This is a genomic window from Symbiobacterium ostreiconchae, from assembly GCF_055396975.1.
The window spans coordinates 3,424,117-3,446,811 of sequence record NZ_AP042454.1; the positions used below are offsets into that span (position 1 = coordinate 3,424,117).

The window sequence follows — 22,695 nt, forward strand, 5'->3', positions numbered from 1 at the left end:
CATGGCTGATCTTGCATTTCCCTGCGGGAGCTGGGCCCTTGTGGCTGGCTCCCGCGACCCGTGCCAGATCATAGCGGTCCAGAAGCTCTTCGGAACAACCACTTATCAGGTCTGGTTGCCTCGTAGCCAAGAGGTTCGCTTCCTACCAGCGAGCCTGCTCCGGCCCCTCAGTGCCAAAGATGCGGAACTTAGCCTCGACGCCGTGCGCTACACAGCAGCTGCAGCCCGCATCACCGAGGCCCTGGCTACAGACGCCCTGGTTGCGCCGGTGCAGGGAAAGCTCATTCCCCTTCCTCACCAGCTCTATGCTCTCTCCCGAGCCATGAGTGGCAGCAAGGTTCGCTATCTGCTGGCAGACGAAGTCGGCCTCGGCAAGACCATCGAGGCTGGCCTGATTCTGCGTGAGCTCAAGCTGAGAGGACTGGTGAAACGCACCCTCGTGGTCGCCCCTACCGGTCTGGTCACGCAGTGGGTCCAGGAGATGTACGACCGCTTCGGCGAAAAGTTTCACCTGGTCTTGCCCGGGAACTTTGCCGCTGTGCGGCAGATGCTGGGCCTCGATGAGTATGCGAATCTCTGGCGGCTACACAACCAAGTGGTAACGCCTTTGGACTCCGTCAAGCCCCTGGATTACCGTCGGGGCTGGACGCGCGAACAGGTGGATCGCTATAACCGCGAACGTTTTGAGGACCTTGTCTCCGCGGGCTGGGACCTGATCATCATTGACGAAAGCCACAGGCTCGGTGGGTCCACCGATGCGGTGGCCCGCTACCGCCTCGGCGAGGCCTTGGCCACCGCCAGCACCCACCTGCTACTTCTTTCGGCAACCCCTCACCAGGGAAAGACGGATCAGTTCCGCCGGCTCATGGCCCTGCTCGATCCCGACGCATTCGTGGATGACAGCGACATCTGCAAGGAAAGAGTAGCCCCGTATGTGATCCGCACCGAAAAGCGACATGCCATCGACGCCGAGGGCAAACCCCTTTTCCAGCCCCGCCACGTTCAGTTGCGTTCCGTCCCCTGGAGCCGTCAGAACCCCGAACAACAGGTGCTGTACGACGGGGTGACGGAGTACGTCCGCAAAGGGTACAACCAAGCCCTCCGGGAACGCAACTACACCGCCTCTTTCCTCATGGTCTTGATGCAGCGACTCGTTACCTCCTCCACCCGGGCCATCAAGGCCGCACTTGAAAAGCGCCTCGAGGTCGTGGAAGGAACGCGTATGGTCCAACCTTCCTTCCTCGGAGCAGGACTGGATCCGCAGGACCTCGGGAGCCTGGATTCACCCGAGGCCATCGACCGGCTGGTGGAGGCCAGGTTGAAGGGCATGAAGGACGAACGGGCACAGGTGATGCGGCTACTCTCACTGGCGCGTCGTGTAGAGGCCACTGGTCCTGACGCCAAGGCGCAGGCACTGCTGGACGTGATCTACGATCTCCAGCGGAGCGAAAATGATCCTATGGTCAAAATTCTCATCTTTACCGAGTTCACCGCGACCCAAGAGATGCTGGCGGAATTCCTGAGCGCCAGAGGGTTTGCGGTCACCTGCCTGAACGGCTCGCTGTCAATGGAGGAGCGGAAGGCCGTGCAGAATGCCTTCCGGGATGAGGCACAGATCCTGATCTCTACGGACGCCGGCGGCGAGGGCCTCAACCTGCAGTTCTGTCACGTGGTAGTCAACTTCGACCTACCCTGGAATCCAATGAAGCTGGAGCAACGCATCGGTCGAGTAGACCGCATCGGACAGAAACGGGCAGTACGTGCCGTTAACCTCGCGCTGGAGGACTCCGTTGAACTTCGTGTCCGCCAGGTCCTGGAAGAGAAGCTGGCCCGTATCCTGGATGAGTTCGGTGTGGACAAGCTTAGTGACGTTCTGGACTCAGAAGGGACTGACATCGACTTCGACCGCATGTATATGACCGCCGTGATGACGCCCGAACACGTCTCTGAGACGGTCGAGGCCTTCGCCGCCGACCTGCGAGCCAAGGCAGCCGCGACCGCTGCGGCCAGTAGCCTCTTAGGTTCGCAGACGGAGCACGATCCGCGGGTGGCCCAACAAGTGGCCTACCACCAAGTACCTTTCTGGACTGAGCAGATGACCTTGAGCTATCTGCGGGCCCATGCCTCCGAGGGCGCTCGCATTGAACGCGTAAAGGCCGGGTATTGGCTTACGTTCCCAGGCGGTGACCGGGTCGGTCCGGTTGTGTTCGATCGGCACGCAGCGGAGAACGAAGCTGACCTACTCACACTCGAGGATCCTCGCATCTGGGCCATCCTGTCGGCCCTGCGACCGATGGTTCCCGGCCAACCTGTCCCTGCAGTGGTTCTGCCGGGCATCTCAAACCTCGTTACCGGTACCTTCTCACTGTGGCAGGTCATACTACAGAGCCAGACACAGAGCCGTCGCCGGATTCTCCCCCTCTTCCTCAGCGACCAAGGTCGCGTCCTCGTTCCGACCGCATGGCGCACCTGGGAACTACTCCTCGATCGGGAATCAGCGGCACTCCCATACATTCCCGACGCCGTGGTCGGCGACCAGGCCCGCGCGCTCTGGGAGCAACTACGCCCAGTGGCCGAGGAGGCAGCCGCGCCACTGTATGACGACATGCGGAGGGAACATGACGAGGAGTTGGCCCGCGAAGCCAAGACCAGGGCTGAGGCCTTTGAAGCCCGCAAGCGGGACATTGAGCGCATCGGACTGCACCAGGTCCGCCAACACCGACTGCGGAAACTGCAGCAAGAGTATCAGGTCTGGCAAGAGCAGTTGGCAACAAGGCAGACCGTGTGGCCCCGCCTGGAACCGCTGCTTCTGCTCCGTATCGCAGCAGAAGGGGAGGTAGCCCAATGACAGAGACCTCTTCCTCATCCTGGCACAGGCGCCTGCTGACGCGGTTCACGCCGCAGCTGGCCAGCGTCGCACCCGTGACGATCTTAATCGACCCCGACGGCCTGTACGAGGATCCCGCACTCCTGGCAGCTATTGAGAAGGCGGGTTTCGCAGTCCTGCGCTTCGATCATCCCCTTCGTTTCCGGGTCATCTACGAGCGGGAGTACCGGGAACGCTGGGACCGTGGTGAGAAGACGCGACCACTGGTCATCCACAGCACCCGCCCCGGCGATCAACTCCCTTACGACCTGGTCGAGGAGGTGGCCCTGCCCGACCACATCATCAAGGTCAAGCTCTCTGACTTCTTCGACCGACTTGACCCCAACCTGATACTGTCCCTCGACCGCGACCTGCTGGGCCGTCTGTACCAGCGCTACCAAGAGAAACCACCATTGCAGGGTGGCGAAAACGCCACCGCCGACTACCTGTTGAGCGAACTCTTCGGACTCTATCCCGACCAGTGGCAGACAGACGCCGCCGTGCTGGCAGCCCTGATGGCCTATCATTACGAAGGGACCACACTCCCCAAACGCCTTGTGGAGCGGCTGGCTTCCAGACTACACAGACGCTTCCAAGAGTGGCCACTGGAACGGCTCTGGACCGATCGGGAGTTGTTCTTTGCCTTCGTGGCGGAGCGGTGGGAACGGTACGTCTCTGAGGCTCTTGCAGTAGCCGAGGGTGAGGCGCACAGTACCACGGCCCCATACCTCATAGAGGGACCGGTCACCCTGCCTTTTTCCGACAAGGAGGTTCGGGTGTACCTGGACACGCTCTTCCTGGAGGGCCTAGTGTCACCTGTAAAGGATATCGATCCTGACGCGCTGCCGACAGAAGCCCAGTGGATGCGGTTCGGTATCGCCCCCGTCACTCACGAAGACCAAGTCCGGCGCTTCCGGCAACAAACGGAGCAGTTGCGACAGGAGTTGCCCACCGAGGCAGCTAACCATCGCCAGTGGCTGGCATACGGCCGCAAACTCGGCGAGTGGCTGTCCAACCGCTGGAATCTCTCCCTGCCTCAAGCAGAGGAAGAAGTCGCTCGGGTCCTGCATCTGGAAGCAGAGCAGCGCTTCAGCGCCTGGCTGTTGGAACATTTCAGCGCGCTACTGAGTCTACCACCCATCCCACAACCCTGGGTGGTCCATCAAGTGGCAGCGCACATGGCCCGTGGCTGGGCGGGAAACGGGCGCCCAAAGAAGGCGTTGGTGGTCGTGGACGGGATGAACTGGACGCATTGGTCCGTGCTGCGACGCTATCTGAACCTTGGACCAGACATCGAGTTGCAGGAAGATAGTACGCTCGCCTTCCTGCCTTCCCTCACCCAGGTCTCACGTCAGGCCATCTTTGCCGGCGACCTCCCGCGCAGCTTTGCGGCCACCATCAGCACCAACAGCCAAGAAGCTGCTCTCTGGACCCGCTTTTGGGTAAGTCAGGGAGCCGTGAAAACGCAAGTCGGTTATCTGCTGTACGGAGAAGGCGAACGGCCGGATCATTTTCTCACACGTCTCGCCGCCCTTACGAGCAAGGCGAACATGCGTGTCATCGGCCTAGTCCTCGGACAGGTCGACAGGCTGACCCATGGTGCCGCTGGAGTCGTGTCCAGCCGTGAACTGCAGAAAAACGTCGCCGCTTGGGGAGAGAGCGGTACACTGAAACAGGTACTCTCGCACCTATTGGATGCTGGATACGAGATCTGCCTGACTGCAGACCACGGAAATGTTGAAGCTGTGGGCGTTGGAGACCCGCAGACAGGGAGCCTTACAGAAGAACGTAGCGAGCGGGCTCTGGTGTTCACGCACCCCGCCCTCCGTGATTCAGTTGCTGAGAGGTTTCCCAACGCTGTACCGTGGGAAGGGGCGGGCCTTCCCGATGACTGGCATACTCTCTTGGCAACCGGTTTTGAAGCCTTCACCACTTCAGGCAGACTGACACTAAGCCACGGAGGAATCAGCATCGAGGAGATGGTGGTTCCGTTCGTGCGAATGAGGCGGAGAACATGATTGAACGAAACCTTATCGGCTTCGATCGCCGTCTGGATAAGGAATGGCTGGACACAGCCGCGTCGCTTACGATGGCCGGCCTGTCGGGATCGGAGGTACGGCAGCAGTTGCAGAAACTGCTTGAGACCAGCCAGGGAGTGAAGGCTGCCCAGAATACGCTGACCGTGATAGGCCGTCTGTGGTGGCTCGCGCCTCCGGAACTGGCACCCATGCAGGCCCGGGCCCTGAAGCTGCTCCAAGACGCGACGCCAGATGAACGGGTGGCGATCTACTGGTCGCTTTGCCTGGCTGTATATCCGTTGTTCCTGGATACAGCCTGGCTGACCGGTCGCCTGTTGAGCCTGCAGGGTGAAGTCAGGCTGCAACAGGTTGAGTTGCGAGTGAAAGAGTTGTGGGGCGAGCGCGGAGCCATTCCACGAGCTGTTCAAAGGATCGTACGCTCCATGGTACAGTGGGGTGTCCTCCTCGACACGAACCGCCACGGCGTCTACCAGCCCGCCCCGTCGATCGGCGTCAACGAAGACTTGGCGGCCCTCCTTATTGAGGGGCTGCTGCGGGGTCAAAAAGACGGGAGTCTTCTAGGCCAGCAGTTACATTTCCATCCCGCTCTTTTTCCCTTTGAGGTGGCCATACGGCCTTACGATCTTCGCCGACGTCCGCAGTTCGAGGTGCTTCGTCAGGGCGTGGATGTGGAGTATGTTACGCTCCGAGAGTAAGCGCAGGGGGATGTGTTTGATAACCTAAAAGGGAGCCATTTGGGGGCCATTTGATCACGTAAAAGTGAGCCACCTCAATCTTCCAAACCTGTAAACTGGGATGTACCGCATTTCCAGTTTGCAGGGGTGAAAGGATTGAAGATCGAGATGGCTCATGTTGAGCGTATCAGATGGCTCCTTCATGTGGAAGGGAAATCGCAGCGACAGGTGGCGAAGGCGCTCGGAATCTCTCGGAAAACAGTCGCTAAATACGCACAGCTGACTAAAGTGCCGCGCTACCAGCGGCAGAAGCCGGCTCAGCCCGTGGTACTGACCCCGGAGTTTCAGGCAGAGATCGAGCGGCGACTCGCGGAAAACGAGATTTTGCCCCGCAAACAACGGTGGACCGGAAGGACTATCTACGAGGACCTGGTTGCCCTGGGCTACCAGGGCAGCGAACCTACCGTCCGGCGTTACATCGCCAAGATCCGGAAGCTGAAGCGAGTGCAGCCGGCCTTCATCCCCCTCGCCCACGACCCCGGTGAGAGCATCGAGGTGGATTGGGGTGAGGCGGTAGTGGTCCTCGACGGTGCAGAAGTCACAGTCCAGATCCTGTGTGTCCGCTTACGTTGGAGCGGCATGCCGGTTGTGATTGCGTATCCGACTCAGCGGCAGGAAGCCATGTTCGACGGCCTCCGGCGGGCGCTGGAGCGCTTGAGCGGAGTTCCCCGCCGTATGACCCTGGACAACCTGAAGCAGGCGGTGAAACGAATCCTGGAAGGCCGCAACCGGGAAGAGCAGGATGCCTTCCTGAGCTTCCGCACCCACTACCTCATCGACAGCAACTTCTGCAATCCGGCTTCCGGTAACGAGAAAGGCTCGGTAGAGAATCTGGTCGGTCTCGCCCAGCGTTACATCGTCGGGCCACACCGGGAAGCCAGAACCTGGGACGAACTCAACGCCATTCTGTGGCAGCGGTGCCTGGAGTATGCCAGGCGTATCCCCCAGGGCTCGACGCAGTCCATCCTGGAGCGCTGGGAGGAGGAGAAGAAGTACCTGCGCCCTCTCCCTGCCCGGCCATTCGATTGCTGCAAGGTGGCGCTGGTTTCCAGCAACAAGGTGTCCTGCGTGACGTTCGAGACCTGCCGCTACTCCGTACCAGTTCAGTATGCGAACCGGCCACTGCAAGTGCGGGCCTACTGGGACCGGATCGACATTTACGCCGGGTGTTGTTGCCCGCGCTATTTGGCAGTGACTTGACTGGCGACAGTGTCGTTCGTCAACTGACGCGTTGGTTTGTCGCCAGGATCGGGGGCGGCCGGCCAGCCGGCCGCCCCTGCTGAGCTTAGAACAGTGTAGCTTGTACAGTTCCGGATGCGACCCGTTTGCTTGGGCTGCGGTGAGTCCGTGCCGTCCTCCGGCACTCCGTGAGTGCCTGGCGGCTCCTGGCGAGAAATGCACGAAGATCTCGGGCGCTGGCGAACTCCAGCTCGACAGCACCAGCCGTTCCATCCGGAGCACGAGTACGTAACGTGGGTGCGTCCGGCAGTCCGGCTCACAATCGAAGTAGACCTCAACCGTAAACTGAGGCAGCACGGTCACTCGCAGTGAGGCCAGCACGAGTCATCCCCCCATTACCACGGGCTGCTGCCCTTGGCGGTCTGCAGATCCTGCAGCTCAAAGAGAACCCGGTCGACATTGGCCTCGTCCACAAAGCGCTGTTCACGGGAGCAGGCGTCCAGCAGGCAATTGGTGCAGAGTGTGTTAATGACCCGGGGAAGCCCGCGGGACTCGGCGGCGATCTTCTGCAGCGCCTGTTCCGAGAAGATGTCGTGGTCGACGCCCGCCCTGCGCAGGTGGTGCCGAATGTAGGCGACGCTCTCTTCCTCGCTCAGCGGCCCCAGATGGTACCGCACCTGAACGCGCTGGGCGATGGCTTCGAAGGTGCGCAGGCGGAGCATGCCGCGCAGTTCGGACTGGCCCACCAGCAGAAAGGTCATGGGACAGGCCGAATCCAGGTGGAAGTTGAGCAGGAACCGCACTTCCTGCAGCATGGCGTGCGGCAGCAGATGGGCCTCGTCCAAGACGATGACGGGCTGCAGCCCGTGCAGCCGGTAGCCGTCCAGGATGGTCTGCTCAAACAGCCGGCGGGCCTCTCGGCTCAGGAAGTGGTAGGGTGCGGCGACACCGAGCTGGGTGAGCACGTCGCGGTAAAAGGCCGTGGGCGTGAGCTTGGAGTCGGCGATGTAGACAAACGGATTCCGGCTGCGATCCAGCAGGTCGTACAGGGTACGGATCGCAGTGGCCTTGCCGGATCCCACCTCACCGGTGATGAGGCCGAACGCCCGGTGGCGCACGCAGTACTGGAGCCTGGCCAGCAGCTCCTGGTGCTGTGCACACGGAAACAGGTCGGCGGTCGGGATCTCCTTGCTGAAGGGCAGGACGCGAAAGCCAAAGAACTCGGCCAGCACTCAGTTCTGGCCCCCCTTCGGCTGCGTCAGCCGGGTGTAGGCGGTCTCACCCAGCCGCCTCCGCCGTTCGGTGTCATGCTGCTTCTTGGCCAGCGTGAGGAAGTTCAGGCCGGTCTTGGGTGCTGCTGCAGCTGGTTCGGGTGCGGGGGATACCGACCGGTGCCGGGTACGGTGCAGCTTTAGCGGGACGGCGTCGGCAAAGCGCTTCCCCTCGTGCCAGACCTGGATCTGGCTGAGGTCGTACGGGTCGTAGCGAAGCGTGACCTTCCGGCGGGCCAGGGCCGGGTCGACCTCGTATTGGTTGCGGTAGAGCGAAAAGCAGCCCGTCTGGTCCACCACGCGCTCCTCCTCCCAGAGGAAGACCTCACGGAGTGCACTGGGGTCAATTCGCCGCAGCGGCTCCGTGTCGCCCTCAAACCGCTGCCGCGGCGTCTGCTTGGTCACGCCGTGCACCCGGTTGTGGTACGCCACCTCCAGCCAGGCCCAGAACAGCTCGTTGAGCTGCTCCAGGGTCGCAAGCTGGCCGGCGGCGATGAGTTGCTGTGCCTCCGGCAGAAAGCTCTTCTGTACGGTAAGGAAGAAACGCTCGATCTTCCCTCGCCCCTGCGGTCGATAGGGCCGGGAATGGGTGAGGCGGATGCCCAGCCGGCCGCAGATGCGCGCCAGGTGCCGGGCGGAATAGATCGCCCCGTTGTCCACGTAGATACGCCGGGGGAGACCGTAGCGCAGGATGGTGCGTTTCAGGCAGTCCTCCAGGCGGGGCAGTTTCTCCTCCCAGTACATCTGCCCGTAGACGATGCGGCTGTAGTCGTCGATGAAGGCGATGAGGTAGACCTTGCGGGTCTTGTCGGGCCTGTCCGGATGCGGCAGGTTCAGGAGATGACACACGTCGCCCTGCCAGCAGTCGTTGCGGTGGGCCGCTTCAAAGCGCCGGAAGGTCGCCCTGCGCTTGCGGCTGAGCATAGCCTTGCGGCTGTAGCCCGCCCGCACCAGATGCTGCGACAGGGTGGATCGCCGGAGCAGCCCCGGTGGAACTACGCCGGCCTTCTCCAGGGTGTCAATGATCTGCTGCACGCTGCGCTCCGGCACTTCCCGCCTGGCAGCGATGGCGTGCTCCAGAATCTCCGGTGTGATGACACGGCCCTTGCGGGCGTCGTCCCGCACCTTGGGTTTCAGCCCGTCGAAGCCGGCCTGCCGGTAGGCGGCGATCCAACGCTCCAAGGTGCGAACGCTGACCCGGGTCTTGTCGCTGTGCGGAATCTGGTGGTGCTGGCGGGCGATTTGCTGCAGAATCCGCCGCCGTTCGAGCCGGGTCACATCCTCCGCCACTACCGGTGCGATGAGCTGCCACCGAAAAGCGGCAATCTCGTCGCGCTGCTGTTCGTCCATGGTGAGTCCCTCCCTTGCCAGGTTGGCGCCATTGTGGCACGCCAGCCTGCGGGAAGGCGACGGACAGACTCTGTGGTGTGCTAGAGGGAAGCCGTGCCTTCACCCAGCCGGTTCAGCGCAGCAAACACTCCGCCGTGTTCCTCCGGCCGCCGCCCCATCTGACGGCGGTACCAGTCCCCCACATCCAGCAGGAAGTGGAGCGCGGCGTCCGGACCTTCCCGCCGGGGGGTGAGGGCATCGAGGTCTGTGTCCGGCCAGAAGCGCAGAACCCGTTCGGCAAGGTACTGGCTCCACTCTCCGGCCAGCGCTCTCGCCCTGACAAGCCAACGTCTGAGCGTCTTTTCCGAGAGCCAGCTGACCGTCGGGCTGCTCAGTCGCCGGGCCAGGGTGCTCCAGGGCAGCCCCCGCCGCACCCGCCCGCGAACCACGGCTTCTCGCACCAGCGTGATGAATCGGGCGTACGGTTTCAGAAAGTCAGGCAAGATGGCGCACGTCTTACGGCACCCTGGACACCACCAGCGGTAAATCGGGATGTACGCCTTCTGGTGCGCAGTAAAGACCCAGCGCCAGTACCGCCCATGCCGCCGCATTCGACCACCGCAGCCTGGGCAGTGCAGGGGCAGGTCCGGCCCGCAAGTGCCATATTTGCGAAGATAGGTCTGGACGTTCTGGCCCAGGGGAAGTAAGATACACATACACAGGTGCACTCCGCCCTGTGGGGAGAGCCTGCCCAGGTGGATCGCCAAGTCACAGGCCTGGGCAGGCTCTCATATTTGTCCCCTGTCGTACCAAAACGGAGAGGACAGCCCCTCTCCTGATAATTCTATCTTCAATATTCTCTGTCCTACACAAGCGCACGATGCTCAGCACATGTTGACAAATAATCCGGGCAACAACACCGGGCAGGAGAAGATTGCCAGTCATCTCCGTTGCTACGAGCGCAACCGGGAGATCCTCGATCTGGACCACTACCTGGAACTCCTTCACGTAAAGCCAGGGGCGCTGGAGCAGGCGAAGCCCTACCGGATGGCGCAGCTTCCGCCCGTTTACCACCAGTTCCGGGCCGAGATGCAGGCGCAGGGCCGCAGTGACCGGGAGTTCATCGAGATCCTTATGCTGCACCGCGCCTATTCGGTTTCAGAGGTAAGTACCGCTCTGGAGCTGGCCCTGGCCCAGCGAACGGCTTGCTACACGGCTGTCAAGCAACTCCTTGCTGTTCAGCCGGATCTTGGAGCCGAGGCATCGACCTCCACCGCCGGGGAACTGGCCGGCATTCGGGTCCAGCAACCCTCACTGGCCGAGTACAACCGGCTCCTGAAAGGGGGTGTGGTGCATTGAGCCAGGAACTCCTGCTGGACTACTACCTAAAGCGCCTGAAACTCCCCACAGTCCGGCGGCTGTACAAGGAGCTGGCGCGGGATGCAGCAGAGCACAACAAGACATTTGAGGAGTACCTACAAGCGCTCATGGAACAGGAGGTAATCCATCGGGAAGACAACCAACTCCAGCGCCGTCTCAAGGCCGCCGGCTTCCCTGTTCCCAAAACACTGGAGTCCTTCGACTTCACGGTCATGCCGTCCGTGAACAAGGCCAAGATCCTGGCGCTGAGCAAGAGTGAATACATCCGGGATCGGGAAAACATCCTCCTTGTTGGAAACAGCGGGACAGGTAAGACTCACCTAGCTACAGCACTCGGCATCGCAGCGTGCCGACAGGGCTACCGCGTTCGCTTCTGGCGCGTGGGCCAGTTCGTTGCCGAACTGCAGGAGGCGCAGAACGAGCACCGCCTCAGCCGCCTCGAAAAGCAGTGGCTACGGTTCGACCTCGTCGTGCTGGACGAGCTTGGCTATGTGTCCCTCAGCCGCCCGGCCAGTGAACTGCTCTTCCACTTTGTCGCCGCACGGTACGAGCGGGGCAGCCTGATCATCACGACGAACCTGGAATTCTCGGAATGGCCGCAGGTGTTCGGGGACCAGAAGATGACAGCAGCGTTGGCAGACCGTGTGACTCACAAGGCCCACATCATCGAGATGAATGGGGAGTCGTACCGGTTCCGTGAGACCCTTCGACGGCAGGAAGCTTTGAAGCACCACCCGGAAACACCGTAAGCCCCGCAGGTATCAACTGGCAACCCGCCAACTGGAAACCGCAATGGAAGCAAAAACAGCCCTGTAGGGCTGTCAGGTGGCTCACTTTTGGATGATCAAAGTGGCTCCCAATCTCTTGATCAAACACAGGGGGAGGTACTTCACCTCCCCCAACACAGTGTACTGTAACTGGCGGCTTCCACTCGAGGACACTCCAGAATTCGTGATGCACGCCAGATGTACAGTGAGATGTGCTCAAGCTACATACCACTTGCCCCGGCCGCACGGCCGCTCCCCCGCCCGGATCGATCTGCCATGTACTTCCAGATGCTGTAGTCCAGCCCCGCTCGGTCGACACCCAGCGCCGCGGCCGCGGCATCGGTAATCGTCTTCCGTTCCTCGTACGTGTTGGCCGCCACCCCCGCCTGTTCCAGGAAGAGGGCCAGGTGGCGGTCAATCGCGCTGGTGTCCAGCCCGGCCAGAATCTGCAGCTAGTCCACTGTTTTCAGCCCGATCCCCGGGAGATGCCGCAGCCGCGCTCGGTTAGCCTCGTCCGAGGGCCACGCCGGCAGGTCAGCCTCCGTCTCCACCCGCTCTTCGAGGAAGAACAACGGACTCCCTGCTAGCAGTGCACACGCACATGAAAACCTAACCACATGAGTGTAACTCCAGGTAGTGACACCCTGCTGTCACTGCCCACGCCTGTGGTCAGCCCATGAAGGAATTCCCACCACGGTCTTGCGAAGATACCCCATGACGCCCAACCAGGAGGTGACCCCCGTGGTCGGCTGGCAGTACCGCCCAGGCGCCTTCGTCTACTCCTCCCCCCACGCCACCGTCACCCTCGACCGGTACACCGGCCCGGCGACCGCCTCGCCGGCCTACCGGCCCGACCTGGCCGAAGCCCTGCCAGGCCTCTCCCCCTTCATCCTCTGGGAGTGGTCCCAGTACCGCGTTACGGTGGCGCCACCTCCCCAGGACGAGGTCACCCTCCTCATCGGCGACCAGCCCGTCCGGCCGGTCGCGCCGGGCGTCTACCTCTTCCGCTACGAAAACGCCCTCGGCGCCTCCCGCATCCGGCTCGCCGGCGCCCCGGTCCCGGACCTGCCGGTAGAGGTGGTCAGCCACAAGCTGAGCGGGCCCACCCTGGCAGACTACCCCCGCCTCTACCGGGCGATGGTGCAGGAGGTCACCGACGCCCTCCTCACCCTCCCCTTCAACGTCACCGGCCCCACCGCCCACGCCACCCGCGCCCACGGCGGGCCGCCGTCGCCGCTCTTCACCCTTCACCTCCTCCGCCACCACGGGCGGACCATCCGCCGAGCGCTGGCGGCCATCGAGCGCAGCCCCCACCGGGTCCTCGTCCGGGACGAGGTCGTGCTGCCCGTCGCCCGGGCCACCCGGTTGGACGGCGCCGCGGTCCGGTGGGTGCTCACCCACCCCGAGAGCTGGGCGACAGCCGCCGAAGCCGGGCATGGGGGCGGCGTCGGGGGGCACGGATGGGCCGCCCCGCATTCCGGCGGCTGGTTCCAGTACGGGGACCGGGCAGTCCTGCCTGTCCGGCTGCTGCAGGATCGGGCCGAGGAGACCTTTGACACCCACGAGAACCGCTTCGTCCGCCACTTCCTGGTCTCGCTCCTCCGGGCCGTGGACGGCGCCCTCGCGCTTCTGGCCCGTCCCGGCATGGGGCAGAGCGCGCTCCGACCTGAGCTGCGCGCGCTGGCCGCCCAGCTGGGCGAGGCGCTGGCCTGGCCCTGGTGGGACCAGGTGGGCGAGCTGGTTCACGTGCCCGAGACCTCCACGGTGCTTCACGGCAAGGACGGCTACCGGGAGCTGTGGGCGCTCTACCCCGAGTTCCTGGCCGGCCGGTCGCCCTTCGGCCACGGGCTCGACCGGGCCATCGCCGCCCGGGACGTCGCCACGCTCTACGAGTACTGGTGCTTCTTCCGGCTCATCGCGGCCCTGGAAGCCGACCTGGGACCCGCGGCCATGCACCTGCGCACCGACGAGACCGGCGGTCTTGACTGGAACGCCGCCGCCCGTTTCGGCGACGGCAAGTGGGAGCTGGTTTTCAACCGGCCGGCACGGGGCGGCCGGCAGAGCTACAGCCTGGGACTCCGTCCCGATTTCACCCTCATCGGCCCTGCCGGTGTCGAGCTGGTCCTGGACGCCAAGTTCCGGCTGGACGCCCCCCGGGCCGAGGCGGACGGGCCGGGCCTGGACGATCCCGACCGGGCGGAGGCCTCGCCCCAGGCGGCGGACCTGTACAAGATGCACACCTACCGTGACGCCCTGGGGGTGCGGGCGGCGGTCGCCCTCTACCCCGGCGGCCGGGCCGTGTTCTGCGACCGGCGGACCCGGCGGCGCCGGTCGGACCTGACGCTGCGCGATCTGATCCATGGAGACTTCGAAGGGGTCGGGGCGATCCCGCTCCGCCCGGAGGGAGGTCATGAGGCGTGAACGATTTCCTCTCAGTCTGGCAGTTGGGCACGGCGCTGGAGGCACCCGAAGCGATCGCCCTGGTCCGGCGCTTCACCCTGGCCTGCGTGCGGGCGTTCCTGCAGCGGCTGGGCGTCCCGGATGCGCAGTGGCCGGCCATCGAGCGCACGGCGCTCGGGCGGTTCCTGGTCAGTCCGGAGCGGGTCCGGTACTACGGCGAGACGCCGCAGGTCGAGATCCAGGGCATGGTCATCTACTTCAAGTCCTTCACCAGCGAGCGCTTCAGCCGTTTCGAGCGGGTGATGCTCTTCCGCCGCAACCAGGGGTCGGTCGGACTGGCCATCCGGATCCCGTTGGGGAGCGAGGATGACCGCCTCTTCCGGCCGGGGCCCGTTTTCGCCGGGATGCTCTGGTGGAACGAGGCCCCGGGCTCCGACCGCGCCGCGGTACAGGCCGCCCTCGCGGAGACCTGGGGCCGGGAACCCGCCTGGTTCGGCAGGCAGGAGTGCGGCGAGCGGGCCATGCTCGGCCGCCGTTTCGACCCCGGGGAGTGGATGGGCAGCGAAGCCGAGCTGGTCGGGGAGATCGCCGACCTCCTGGCGGCCGGCCTCGCCGCGCTGGAGCGGCTGAGCCTCAGTCGGCCCGCGGATCCCGGCTCCGCCCGCGCAACGTTCGCAGCGGAACAGCCCGACCCCACCCTGCGCCTGCACGAGCGGCTGCACCGCCGGGGCTACCGGTTCACCCTGGAGCAGGTGGCCACCTTCTACGCGGCGCTGAAGGCCAAGGGCTTCGTCATCCTCTCCGGCCTCTCCGGCACCGGCAAGACCAAGCTGGCCCAGGAGTTCGCGGCCGCCCTGGGCCTGGACGACGACCACTTCCTCCTGGAGCCGGTCAAGCCCGAGTGGCGGGACAACACGGGGCTCCTGGGCTACTGGAACCCGGTGACGGGCGAGTACGCCGCTACCCCTTTTCTGCGCCTGCTGCTGGCGGCGGCCGAGGAGTACCGGGGCGGGAAAGCCCCGGCCCGCGGCCAGGACCTGCCCGACTACATCCGGCAGCGGCTGGGCGAGGCCGGGATCCGGACCCGGCTCCAGCGGCACCGGGAAGCTCTGGAGGCCGTCGGCGACGGGGACTGGACCGACGACCAGCTCCGCCACCTGTGGCAGGACTGGTACAACGGCATCGGGCGGCTCCGCCCCGTGGGCCAGATGCGCGTGGACGCGGCCACCCTCCGCCGTGCCACCGAGCACCTGGCCGACCGCTCCCTGCCCCTGCCGGAGCGGGCGCTGGGCGCCATGCGGATCCTGCAGCTGGCCGGGGTGGACGTCCCCCTGCGCGTCCGGGTCATCCGGGCCCTGGCCACCCTGGAGCCCGGCCGGGTGCCCGCCGTCAGCAAGCGGGGCATCCTCCGGGCCGCCTGCCGCGCGCTGGGCCGGCCGAACGTGGCGATCAGCCGCCGGTCGGAAGGACTTGAATTCACCCACCTGGCGAACGCCTGGGAAGTTCTGGAGCAGCTCTGCGCCCCCGTGATGCGGGAGCTGGGCCTGGATCCGGCGGACGGGGCCGCCTTCACCCTGGTCGTGGAGCTGGCCGCCGAGTACGAGCGGAGCCAGCGAAGGCCAGGTGGCGAGTGGGAGGACGATGCGGAGGCCGACGAGGACGAGCCCCCGGAGGAGGCCGTCCGGCCCTACTTCGTCGTGCTGGATGAGATGAACCTGGCCCGGGTCGAGTACTACCTGGCCGACATCCTGAGCGTGCTGGAGACCGGCCGGCGGGAAGACGGCTTCACCAGGGGCGAGGTCCTCCTGCACGGCCAGGCTGAGGACGTGCTGGCCTCCGGCGGGCTTCGGGTGCCGCCCCGGCTCCGGCTGCCGCCGAACGTGTACTTCATCGGCACGGTGAACACGGACGAGACCACCTTCGCTTTCAGCCCGAAGGTCCTGGACCGGGCGTTCACCATCGAGGTGCGAGACGTAGACCTGACGGACTACCCGCCCGCGGTGGAGCCTCCGGCCGCGGCCGCCGGGTTGGACGGCGCCGTCCTGCCAGATCAGGTCGGCGACGTGGAGGAGGCCCTGCTGGCCGATTTCACCCGGAGCGGCCGGTTCGCCCAGATCACCAAGGCCGACGTGGCGGGCTGGGGCCGGAGCCGGCGGGAGTACGTGGCGCTGCTGGACGACCTCAACCAAAGGCTGCTCCCCCACGACTTCGGTTTCGGCTACCGGGTCGTGGACGAGATCCTCGCCTTCATGGGCGCCCTGCGGGAGTCGCCCTTCGCCACCGCCCTCTCGGAGGACGAGGCGTTCGACGCCGCCGTGATGATGAAGGTCCTGCCCAAGTTCCACGGGCCGCTCAACCGGGTGAAGCCGCCGCTGGAGGCGGTCCTGGCATGGGCCGGGGACCGGTTCGAGCGCACAGCGGCCAAGGCCGCCCAGATGCTGGACCGGGCGGCGAAGGTCGGGCACACGCGCTTCGCCTAAGCGCGGTGACACGCCTTCTTCGCCGGTCCAGCGGAGTCCGCCCGAGGTGAGAGCGCCCCGATCGGCCACGGGATGGGAAGAAAAACCGGGGCACTCCCGTCCAGGGGGTGCCCCGGTACATGCTTCTCCCGCTCACGCCGCGGGACCGGAAGAAGTCCCTTCTTCTCCTTCCGCTTCTGTCTCCGCCACGCCCCCGAAACCCAGGGTGCAGGAGAGGACGACGGTGTCGGGATCCTCCAGCACCTCGACGCCGGGAGGAGCGGCAAGGCTGGCAACCGTCACCGGCCCGGGCTCGGTCACGCCGGAGATGTCCAGCGTAATCGCCTCCGGAATCTCCGTGGGCCGGCACTTGATCTCCACCTCGGCCAGCTCGTGGGTCACGATCAGACCCCGGCGCTTCGCCTGCTCCTCCCCCACAACGGCGATGGGCACCGTAAGGGTGATGGTCCGGTGGATGTCGACCTGCAGGAAATCGACGTGTGTCACCTGAGCGGTCAGGACGTCCCGCTGAAGCTGTTTGATCACCACCTGCCGGGGATTGGCTTCCCCCTCCACGTGGACGTTGATGAGATGCCCGCGGCCGTGCCGGTCGACCAACCGCTCCAGTTGGATGGTGCGAACGCTGATGGCCAGCGGCTCCACACCGGGACCGTAGATGACTCCCGGTACGAACCCGGCCTGCCGCAGCCGCCGGCTTGCCCGGGAACCGGTCGCCCGGGGTCTGGCCTCCAACTGCAACACTGCATTCATCGACGATCCCCCCTGTCAAGAAAGTCTGGCAGGTGCTCCGGCCACCCGGAACACCCCCTATATATAAAATACCGCTTCCCGCAACACTCTTGGAAGCATATTCTCCCACCCCCAGCCACGGCCTATCCATGAATCCGCCACCACGGTGCCGGGCTTCCTGTCGGGCCCGCCTCTTCATGGGCTTCATCTTCGCCTGCTCGGCCTCGCACCCGCGGTGGTTCTGGATGCTCCTCCTTACCAAGTCCGTTTGCCGGTTGAAGCCGTCGTCCAGGGCCCAGCTGATGCCCATACCCACTGCCGGCACGGCCACCGAGCCGGCGAGGCCGACGCCCGGGAAGGCAGCGCCCGCACCCCCGAAAATGCCCGTTCCGAGTTGGAACATGTCGAGGGTCTTGCGAACGCTCCGAGCCTGAGGTGGGCGAGGTTCACTCTCGATTGCAGGGCTTTGGTCAAGGCGTGCGGTAATTGACTCATTCATTGGCCATTCGTTCTTACCCGGGGATCTGGGGGTATTCAGGTGAGACAGTGGCTCTACCTGTTGCGGCCCGTCCGTCCGGAGATGGGCACCGACCCGACGCGTGCGGAAACCGATGCGGTAGACCGGCACTTCCGGCGGTGGCAGGCCATGCTCGCCGACGGCCGGCTCATCCTGGCCGGCCGCGCGCAGGAGGGAAACGCCAGGGATGTGCTGCGACCGGGCTTCCCCGCAGCGGTGACCAGATGTTACAGTGGTCTTCGGAAACCGTGTTACGCGAATCCACCTCCGGGAGGTCCAGACGAATGACAAACCCGCCCAGCGCAGAAAAGGCGATCGCGTTGACCGCACAGGGGAGCGAACTCATGCAGCAGGGGAAGCTTGACGAAGCCATCGCCTGCTTCCGGCAAGCGTGGCAGGAGGCGGGGCTCGTGGCTGCCCTCAACAACTGGGCGACCGCCCTCTACTACCAGGACAAGCCGGCCGAAGCGCTCCAGGTGCTGGACCAATTGCAGGACACCGCGCTGATCCACCCGTACCGCCACGCCCTGGCCAGCCGCTGTTATACCGCCCTGGGCGACCTGCAGCGGGCCCGGGAGTGCCTGCAGCGGGCGGTCCGCGACTTCGAGGCCGGCCGGTTCCGCCTCCGCGCGTTCGCTGGCACGGAGCAGGAGTGGATCCAGTACACGACGATCATCAAGGAAGCTGCTACGGAGCTGGGCGATTACCGGCTCGTCCTGGATCTCCACAACCGCTGGCCCGGGCGGGAACTTGCCCGGGGCGCCTTCCTCGCGGGGGTGGCCGCCTTCAACCTGGGCAAGTACAGGCAGGCCATCCGCATCTGGGAGCGGGTGCGCGACCCCGCCTGGATCGGCCCTCTGTCGGGGTACGTCCTCGTCGCGCAGTGGACGGACAGGGGCGTGATCCCGCCGTTCCAGCTGGACAGCGACCCCCCTGACGCCGAGTTGCTGCGGAACCTGACGCCCGAGCAGGCCGACAAGCTGCCGGTGGAAGGCTCGCTCCGCCTGTACATGCTGGCGACGGTGTTCGCCATGGCCGATGAGGAACCGGACGAAGAGGTCACGCTCGTGGCGGAGATCATCCGCCGCACCGGCGACTGGGGGATGGACCTGGGCCGGCGGATCCTGGAGAGCGCCTCCCTGCCCATCGGCCTCAAGTTCGGCGCGGCCCGTGCGCTGGTGGAGGCGGGCGTGTTCGAGCCGGGCCAGCCCATCCCGGTGGTGCACCAGGGCCGCCGGACGGAGATCGTCGTGCAGATGAAGCAGGTGCCCGACGGGCCCATTCCGGAGCTGGAGGACGCCGTGGCCGAGGCGCGCCGCCTGTGGCGGGAGGGAAAGCGGGAGGCCGCCATGAAGCGAGTGGTCGAACTGCGGGAGGGGCCGGTCCTCTATCCCCCCGCCGTGTTGCTGGAGGCGGATTTCCTCCGGGAACAGGGGAAACTGGATGAGGCGCTGGTGCTCCTGGGGATGCTGGATGATCTCATGCCGGAGCAGCCCGCGGTACTGTTCCGGTTGGCCCTGATCCACTTGGACATGGGCGAGATCGAGACGGCCCGCCGGTTCGCCGATGAGATCGATGCCAGCCGCTTGTCCCCCGACTTCCGTCGGGACCTCGAACGCCTGAAGGCTGCGATCCGGGCGGAAATAGAGGGCGACCACGGCTTCATCGAAGACCACCAGGCCTACATCGCGGCATTCATGGACGCCATGCGGGAGGAGCAGGACGAGCGTCCCATCCGCCTCGATGTCAAGCTGGCCACCGCCCTGCGGCGCATCCCGGTCCCCTGGCTGAACGCGGCCGCACAGCGCTTCGCGATCGAGCCCCAGCGCCGCCGCCCCGAACGGGAGAAGGTCCTGGCCGCGGCGATGCTGGATGCCGACCGGCTGCAGGCTGTGCTGGCGGACGAACCGCCTGCGGTGCGGGAAGCACTCAACTTCGTCCTGGCGGAGGGCGGCTGGGTGAAGCTGCACCGGCTGACCCGCCGGTTCGGCGACCAGACCGGCGACGGCTTCTATTGGGAAGACAAGCCGCCCGCCTCCACCATCGGGCGGTTGCGGGCGCTCGGCATCCTGCACGTGGGCCGGGCCCAGGTGGATGGGCGCAATCATAAGGTCGCGGTGGTCCCGGTCGAGCTGCGGCCGCTGCTCCAGTGAGGACAGGACCCGCACCCCATCAGGGAGTGCGGGTCCCTTTGCTCGTGCAGGTGCATCCTGTATTCGGTCAGAAGTCTGGCGCGCGTGGAGACCGTGCTGACGTGCGTGCAGGCTCTGCAATCGTGTATGCAGGTCCTGCACCTGGTCAGGCCAGCTCCTATACCTGGTCATGTACGCCTTGCACCTGGTCATGCAGGTCCTGAAGCCATGCACGTACGGTCCTCTGTCCAGGCGTGCAAGGTGTCCATCCATACGTGAGGGCCAATGTGGGGCCCGGCAAGGCCTGGGATGGGGCGCCTTGGTCTGGTGTCCCGCGTTCAGTCCGTGATGGCCCCGCCCTCCGCGCCGCCGCTCTCGCCGGGCTTCACGTGCAGCACCTCCACCCTCCGGATGACCCGGTTGTTCTCCGACCGGGTATCGGCGGGGTAGTCGATCTCGGCGATGATCTCCCACATGCCTACGCTCAGCCCCGGGATCGTCCCCGGCTTCAGGCTGCAGCAGGGCACCTTGTCGATCGTCACCATCTGCCACACGTCCGGGGGCGGTGATGCGCCCCCCGCAGGCCGCGCCCACAGCCGGAGCGACACCCGGATCTCGTCCTGACCCAGGTTGTTCTGGTAACCCAGGTAGATCCCGACCTCAAACGGCCGGCCTGCCTCGGCCACCTCCGGCACCGCCAGCTCCACCACCCACGGGTCGTCGATGATCGCTTTCCCGCCTCCGCCCTCCTCGCCCGGATGCTCAGGCTCGTCGGGCGGCTGCGGGTTGCGGTACGGCACGATCAGCACGTTGTTGGCCAGGCCGCCCTCCGGACCCGGCTCCCCCTCCCGCTCCACCACCTCGGCCACCGCACCGAGGCAGCTCTTCTCGGCCGGAAGCCCCAGCGCCGCCGCGAGGCTCCGGGCCGCCGCCACCTTCGGGTTGGGCGTGTGCGGCGCGCTGAGGGCGTACACGGAGGGCAAGTCGATGATGCCCACGATCTGCCCCTCCGCCGGGTCGGTCTCTGTCAGGGCGACGGTCAGCGGCACCGGGTGGGGCTGCTGCGGCGCCAGGTCGCCGGGCAACCGCGCCGTCCCCAGGGACCGCACCGGCTTGCCGCTCTCGTCGGTGAGGAACCACTCGACGGACAGCGGGCCCGGGCAGAGCGCGGCCAGGGTCCGGGCCGTCAGCTCCAGCTGGAGCCGGGGCTGCAGGGCGACTGTCTTGCCCGGCTCCAGCTCCAGGGGTCCGGGATCATCCAGCCACCGCAGGTCGTAGGCCTCGCCGGCCCGGTAGGCCACCAGCCGGCCAGACGTTCCGGAAGCATCGGTGTAGTTGACGCCGACGAGCAGCAGGCCGTGGGCGAAGGCCGGATCGACGCCGACGCCCGAGACCTGGGAGAAGTTGTAGGGGCCGGTGTTCGGCTGCTCGTCGCCCTTCAGCAGGAACAGCCGGTCCGTGGGCGCCCGCCCTTCCGGCTGGATGAGCGCGGGCCGCCCGTCGCCGCCCATCGGCTGGCCGGTGTCCAGGGCGTAGCTGTAGATGTGGCCGTTCACGTCGCCGAAGATGAGTGCGCCCCGGCTGGTCAGGGCCAGCGGTGCGGTGTTGAGGGAGGCCATCCGCTCGCCCAGCCGGTCCGCCGGGCCGAACTTGCGGTACCACTTCAGTTCGCCGCCGGGGCCCAGCGCAACGACGGCGCCGTCGCTGCCGGTCGGGCCGTCCCGGAGGCCCGCGCCGGTGTCGGTGTAGTTGCGGAGGGTGACGTAGAGGTGGGTTTCTGCGCCGTCGGGGGTCTGGCGCACCTCGACCGCGGGTTCGGTGTTGGTGAAGGCGTTCCTGGCGCCGATGAGGGCGGGGAGGGAAATGGAGTAGACGGACCAACCCTCGGGTTCTCGGCCCTTGGCCAGCGAAGCGCCCCACAGGTACCCGCGAGTGTCCAACCAGTACGCGTTGGTTCCGTCAGCAGTGAAGTTGCCGGCAAAGCCGGCGGGACCATCAACCGTCCAGACGAGGTAGGGGCGGTAGCCGTTGTCCCGGTCGAGCGCCAGTCGCACGGCTCGTCCGCCATCGAAGCCATCGGTACCGATGACGAAACTGGGGTTCTCACCATGGGGAGGCGCCGCCACCGCTGACGGGGTGACAAAGCCGCCGAACCCTCCTTCAACCTGCTTGGTCGTGGCCGCCTCGTAGACCTGTCGATGAACGGAGCCGACTAACTGATCCAAACCCTGGACCACCCAGACCTTCCCATGGGCTCGTGGGCACAGGGGTCGCCCTTCTGGCCGGTTCTCCTCTCCGGGGAAGTTGGGACGATCTGCCACCACCACGATGTCTCGCCCGCGATCGTGGATGACCAGCGGGGAGCCGATGATGGGGCAGCCAAGGTCGAGTTCCGCTGGCCGGGACCAGCCTTCTCTAGTGTGATACGCCCAGAGCCAGCCGTACCCGGTGCCGAAGTAGAGAATGCCTGTCTCCGGACTGTATGTGGGCGTGGACTGCGGTGCGATAAATGGACCATCCGGCACCCGGTTAAACCGGATGTCGTCGTCCTTCACCACATCGCGTATCCTCTCGGGCTCTCCAATCGGCTGGTTGGAGCTATCCAATCTCAACCGCCAGAGATAGTCTCCTGCCAGATGATAGATGACCCCATCGATCACGACTGGTTGCGTGGCGCTTTCTCCCAACGACGTCGTCTCCCAATAAGGCGCCAGTTCGATCAACCCGTGCGGATCGGTCTCCGCAGACATACGCTGCAGAGATCCACCCTTGGTAATCCAGTCGCGAGCCAGAACCGCAGAGTTGGGTACCAGAAAGAGCACACAGGTCAGCACACCCGCCAGCCAGCGTTGCCATCTCATGTCCCGTTCAC

General features: G+C 65.4%; 14 protein-coding genes. 9 read left to right on the top strand and 5 right to left on the bottom strand.

Features of this window, described 5'->3' with window-relative positions:
* Nucleotide 1 precedes the first annotated feature (1 nt).
* The 4 genes from ACZ5UM_RS16485 (at nucleotide 2) to istA (ending at nucleotide 6,839) form a co-directional block, all read left to right on the top strand.
* Nucleotides 2–2,848 (top strand): DEAD/DEAH box helicase, encoded by a 2,847-nt coding sequence (locus ACZ5UM_RS16485; RefSeq protein ID WP_464845499.1) that lies wholly within the window; start codon nucleotides 2–4, stop codon nucleotides 2,846–2,848.
* Nucleotides 2,845–4,884 (top strand): BREX-3 system phosphatase PglZ, encoded by a 2,040-nt coding sequence (pglZ, locus tag ACZ5UM_RS16490; protein WP_464845501.1) that lies wholly within the window; start codon nucleotides 2,845–2,847, stop codon nucleotides 4,882–4,884. The genes ACZ5UM_RS16485 and pglZ overlap by 4 nt, the downstream gene beginning before the upstream one ends.
* Nucleotides 4,881–5,600 (top strand): hypothetical protein, encoded by a 720-nt coding sequence (locus ACZ5UM_RS16495; protein ID WP_464845502.1) that lies wholly within the window; start codon nucleotides 4,881–4,883, stop codon nucleotides 5,598–5,600. The genes pglZ and ACZ5UM_RS16495 overlap by 4 nt, the downstream gene beginning before the upstream one ends.
* A gap of 135 nt (nucleotides 5,601–5,735) precedes the next feature.
* The gene (istA, locus tag ACZ5UM_RS16500) at nucleotides 5,736–6,839 is read left to right on the top strand and encodes an IS21 family transposase (protein WP_464845504.1); all 1,104 of its coding nucleotides are present in this window, start codon (nucleotides 5,736–5,738) and stop codon (nucleotides 6,837–6,839) included.
* Between the two features lie 374 nt (nucleotides 6,840–7,213).
* Here istA and ACZ5UM_RS16505 read toward each other — a convergent pair whose 3' ends face one another.
* The 3 genes from ACZ5UM_RS16505 to ACZ5UM_RS16515 form a co-directional block, all read right to left on the bottom strand.
* On the bottom strand, nucleotides 7,214–8,050 hold the full coding sequence (locus ACZ5UM_RS16505) for an ExeA family protein (protein WP_464845506.1): 837 nt from the start codon (nucleotides 8,048–8,050) through the stop codon (nucleotides 7,214–7,216).
* On the bottom strand, nucleotides 8,051–9,439 hold the full coding sequence (locus ACZ5UM_RS16510) for a DDE-type integrase/transposase/recombinase (RefSeq protein WP_367656038.1): 1,389 nt from the start codon (nucleotides 9,437–9,439) through the stop codon (nucleotides 8,051–8,053).
* Between the two features lie 80 nt (nucleotides 9,440–9,519).
* On the bottom strand, nucleotides 9,520–10,134 hold the full coding sequence (locus ACZ5UM_RS16515; RefSeq protein ID WP_083765873.1) for a DUF6431 domain-containing protein: 615 nt from the start codon (nucleotides 10,132–10,134) through the stop codon (nucleotides 9,520–9,522).
* A 175-nt stretch (nucleotides 10,135–10,309) separates the two neighbouring features.
* Here ACZ5UM_RS16515 and ACZ5UM_RS16520 point away from each other — a divergent pair, with 175 nt between their 5' ends.
* The 4 genes from ACZ5UM_RS16520 to ACZ5UM_RS16535 all read left to right on the top strand — a co-directional run bounded on the left by ACZ5UM_RS16520 (nucleotide 10,310) and on the right by ACZ5UM_RS16535 (nucleotide 16,445).
* Entirely contained in the window at nucleotides 10,310–10,777 is a 468-nt protein-coding gene (locus ACZ5UM_RS16520; RefSeq protein WP_464845510.1) for a hypothetical protein, read from the top strand.
* Entirely contained in the window at nucleotides 10,774–11,547 is a 774-nt protein-coding gene (gene istB, locus ACZ5UM_RS16525) for an IS21-like element helper ATPase IstB (protein WP_011196820.1), read from the top strand. The genes ACZ5UM_RS16520 and istB overlap by 4 nt, the downstream gene beginning before the upstream one ends.
* A gap of 759 nt (nucleotides 11,548–12,306) precedes the next feature.
* On the top strand, nucleotides 12,307–13,986 hold the full coding sequence (locus tag ACZ5UM_RS16530) for a DUF2357 domain-containing protein (RefSeq protein ID WP_464845512.1): 1,680 nt from the start codon (nucleotides 12,307–12,309) through the stop codon (nucleotides 13,984–13,986).
* Nucleotides 13,983–16,445, top strand: a complete 2,463-nt coding sequence (locus ACZ5UM_RS16535) for a hypothetical protein (RefSeq protein WP_464845515.1) — start codon at nucleotides 13,983–13,985, stop codon at nucleotides 16,443–16,445. The genes ACZ5UM_RS16530 and ACZ5UM_RS16535 overlap by 4 nt, the downstream gene beginning before the upstream one ends.
* A 132-nt stretch (nucleotides 16,446–16,577) precedes the next feature.
* On the opposite strand, the gene ACZ5UM_RS16540 is transcribed toward ACZ5UM_RS16535, so the two are convergent.
* Nucleotides 16,578–17,195 (bottom strand): 50S ribosomal protein L25, encoded by a 618-nt coding sequence (locus ACZ5UM_RS16540; protein WP_464845517.1) that lies wholly within the window; start codon nucleotides 17,193–17,195, stop codon nucleotides 16,578–16,580.
* Nucleotides 17,196–17,975: 780 nt separating this feature from the next.
* Here ACZ5UM_RS16540 and ACZ5UM_RS16545 point away from each other — a divergent pair.
* A complete protein-coding gene (locus ACZ5UM_RS16545) occupies nucleotides 17,976–19,844 on the top strand; it encodes a tetratricopeptide repeat protein (RefSeq protein WP_464845520.1) in 1,869 nt (622 codons plus the stop codon).
* A 317-nt stretch (nucleotides 19,845–20,161) separates the two neighbouring features.
* On the opposite strand, the gene ACZ5UM_RS16550 is transcribed toward ACZ5UM_RS16545, so the two are convergent.
* Nucleotides 20,162–22,684 (bottom strand): hypothetical protein, encoded by a 2,523-nt coding sequence (locus ACZ5UM_RS16550; protein WP_464845522.1) that lies wholly within the window; start codon nucleotides 22,682–22,684, stop codon nucleotides 20,162–20,164.
* Nucleotides 22,685–22,695 lie beyond the last annotated feature (11 nt).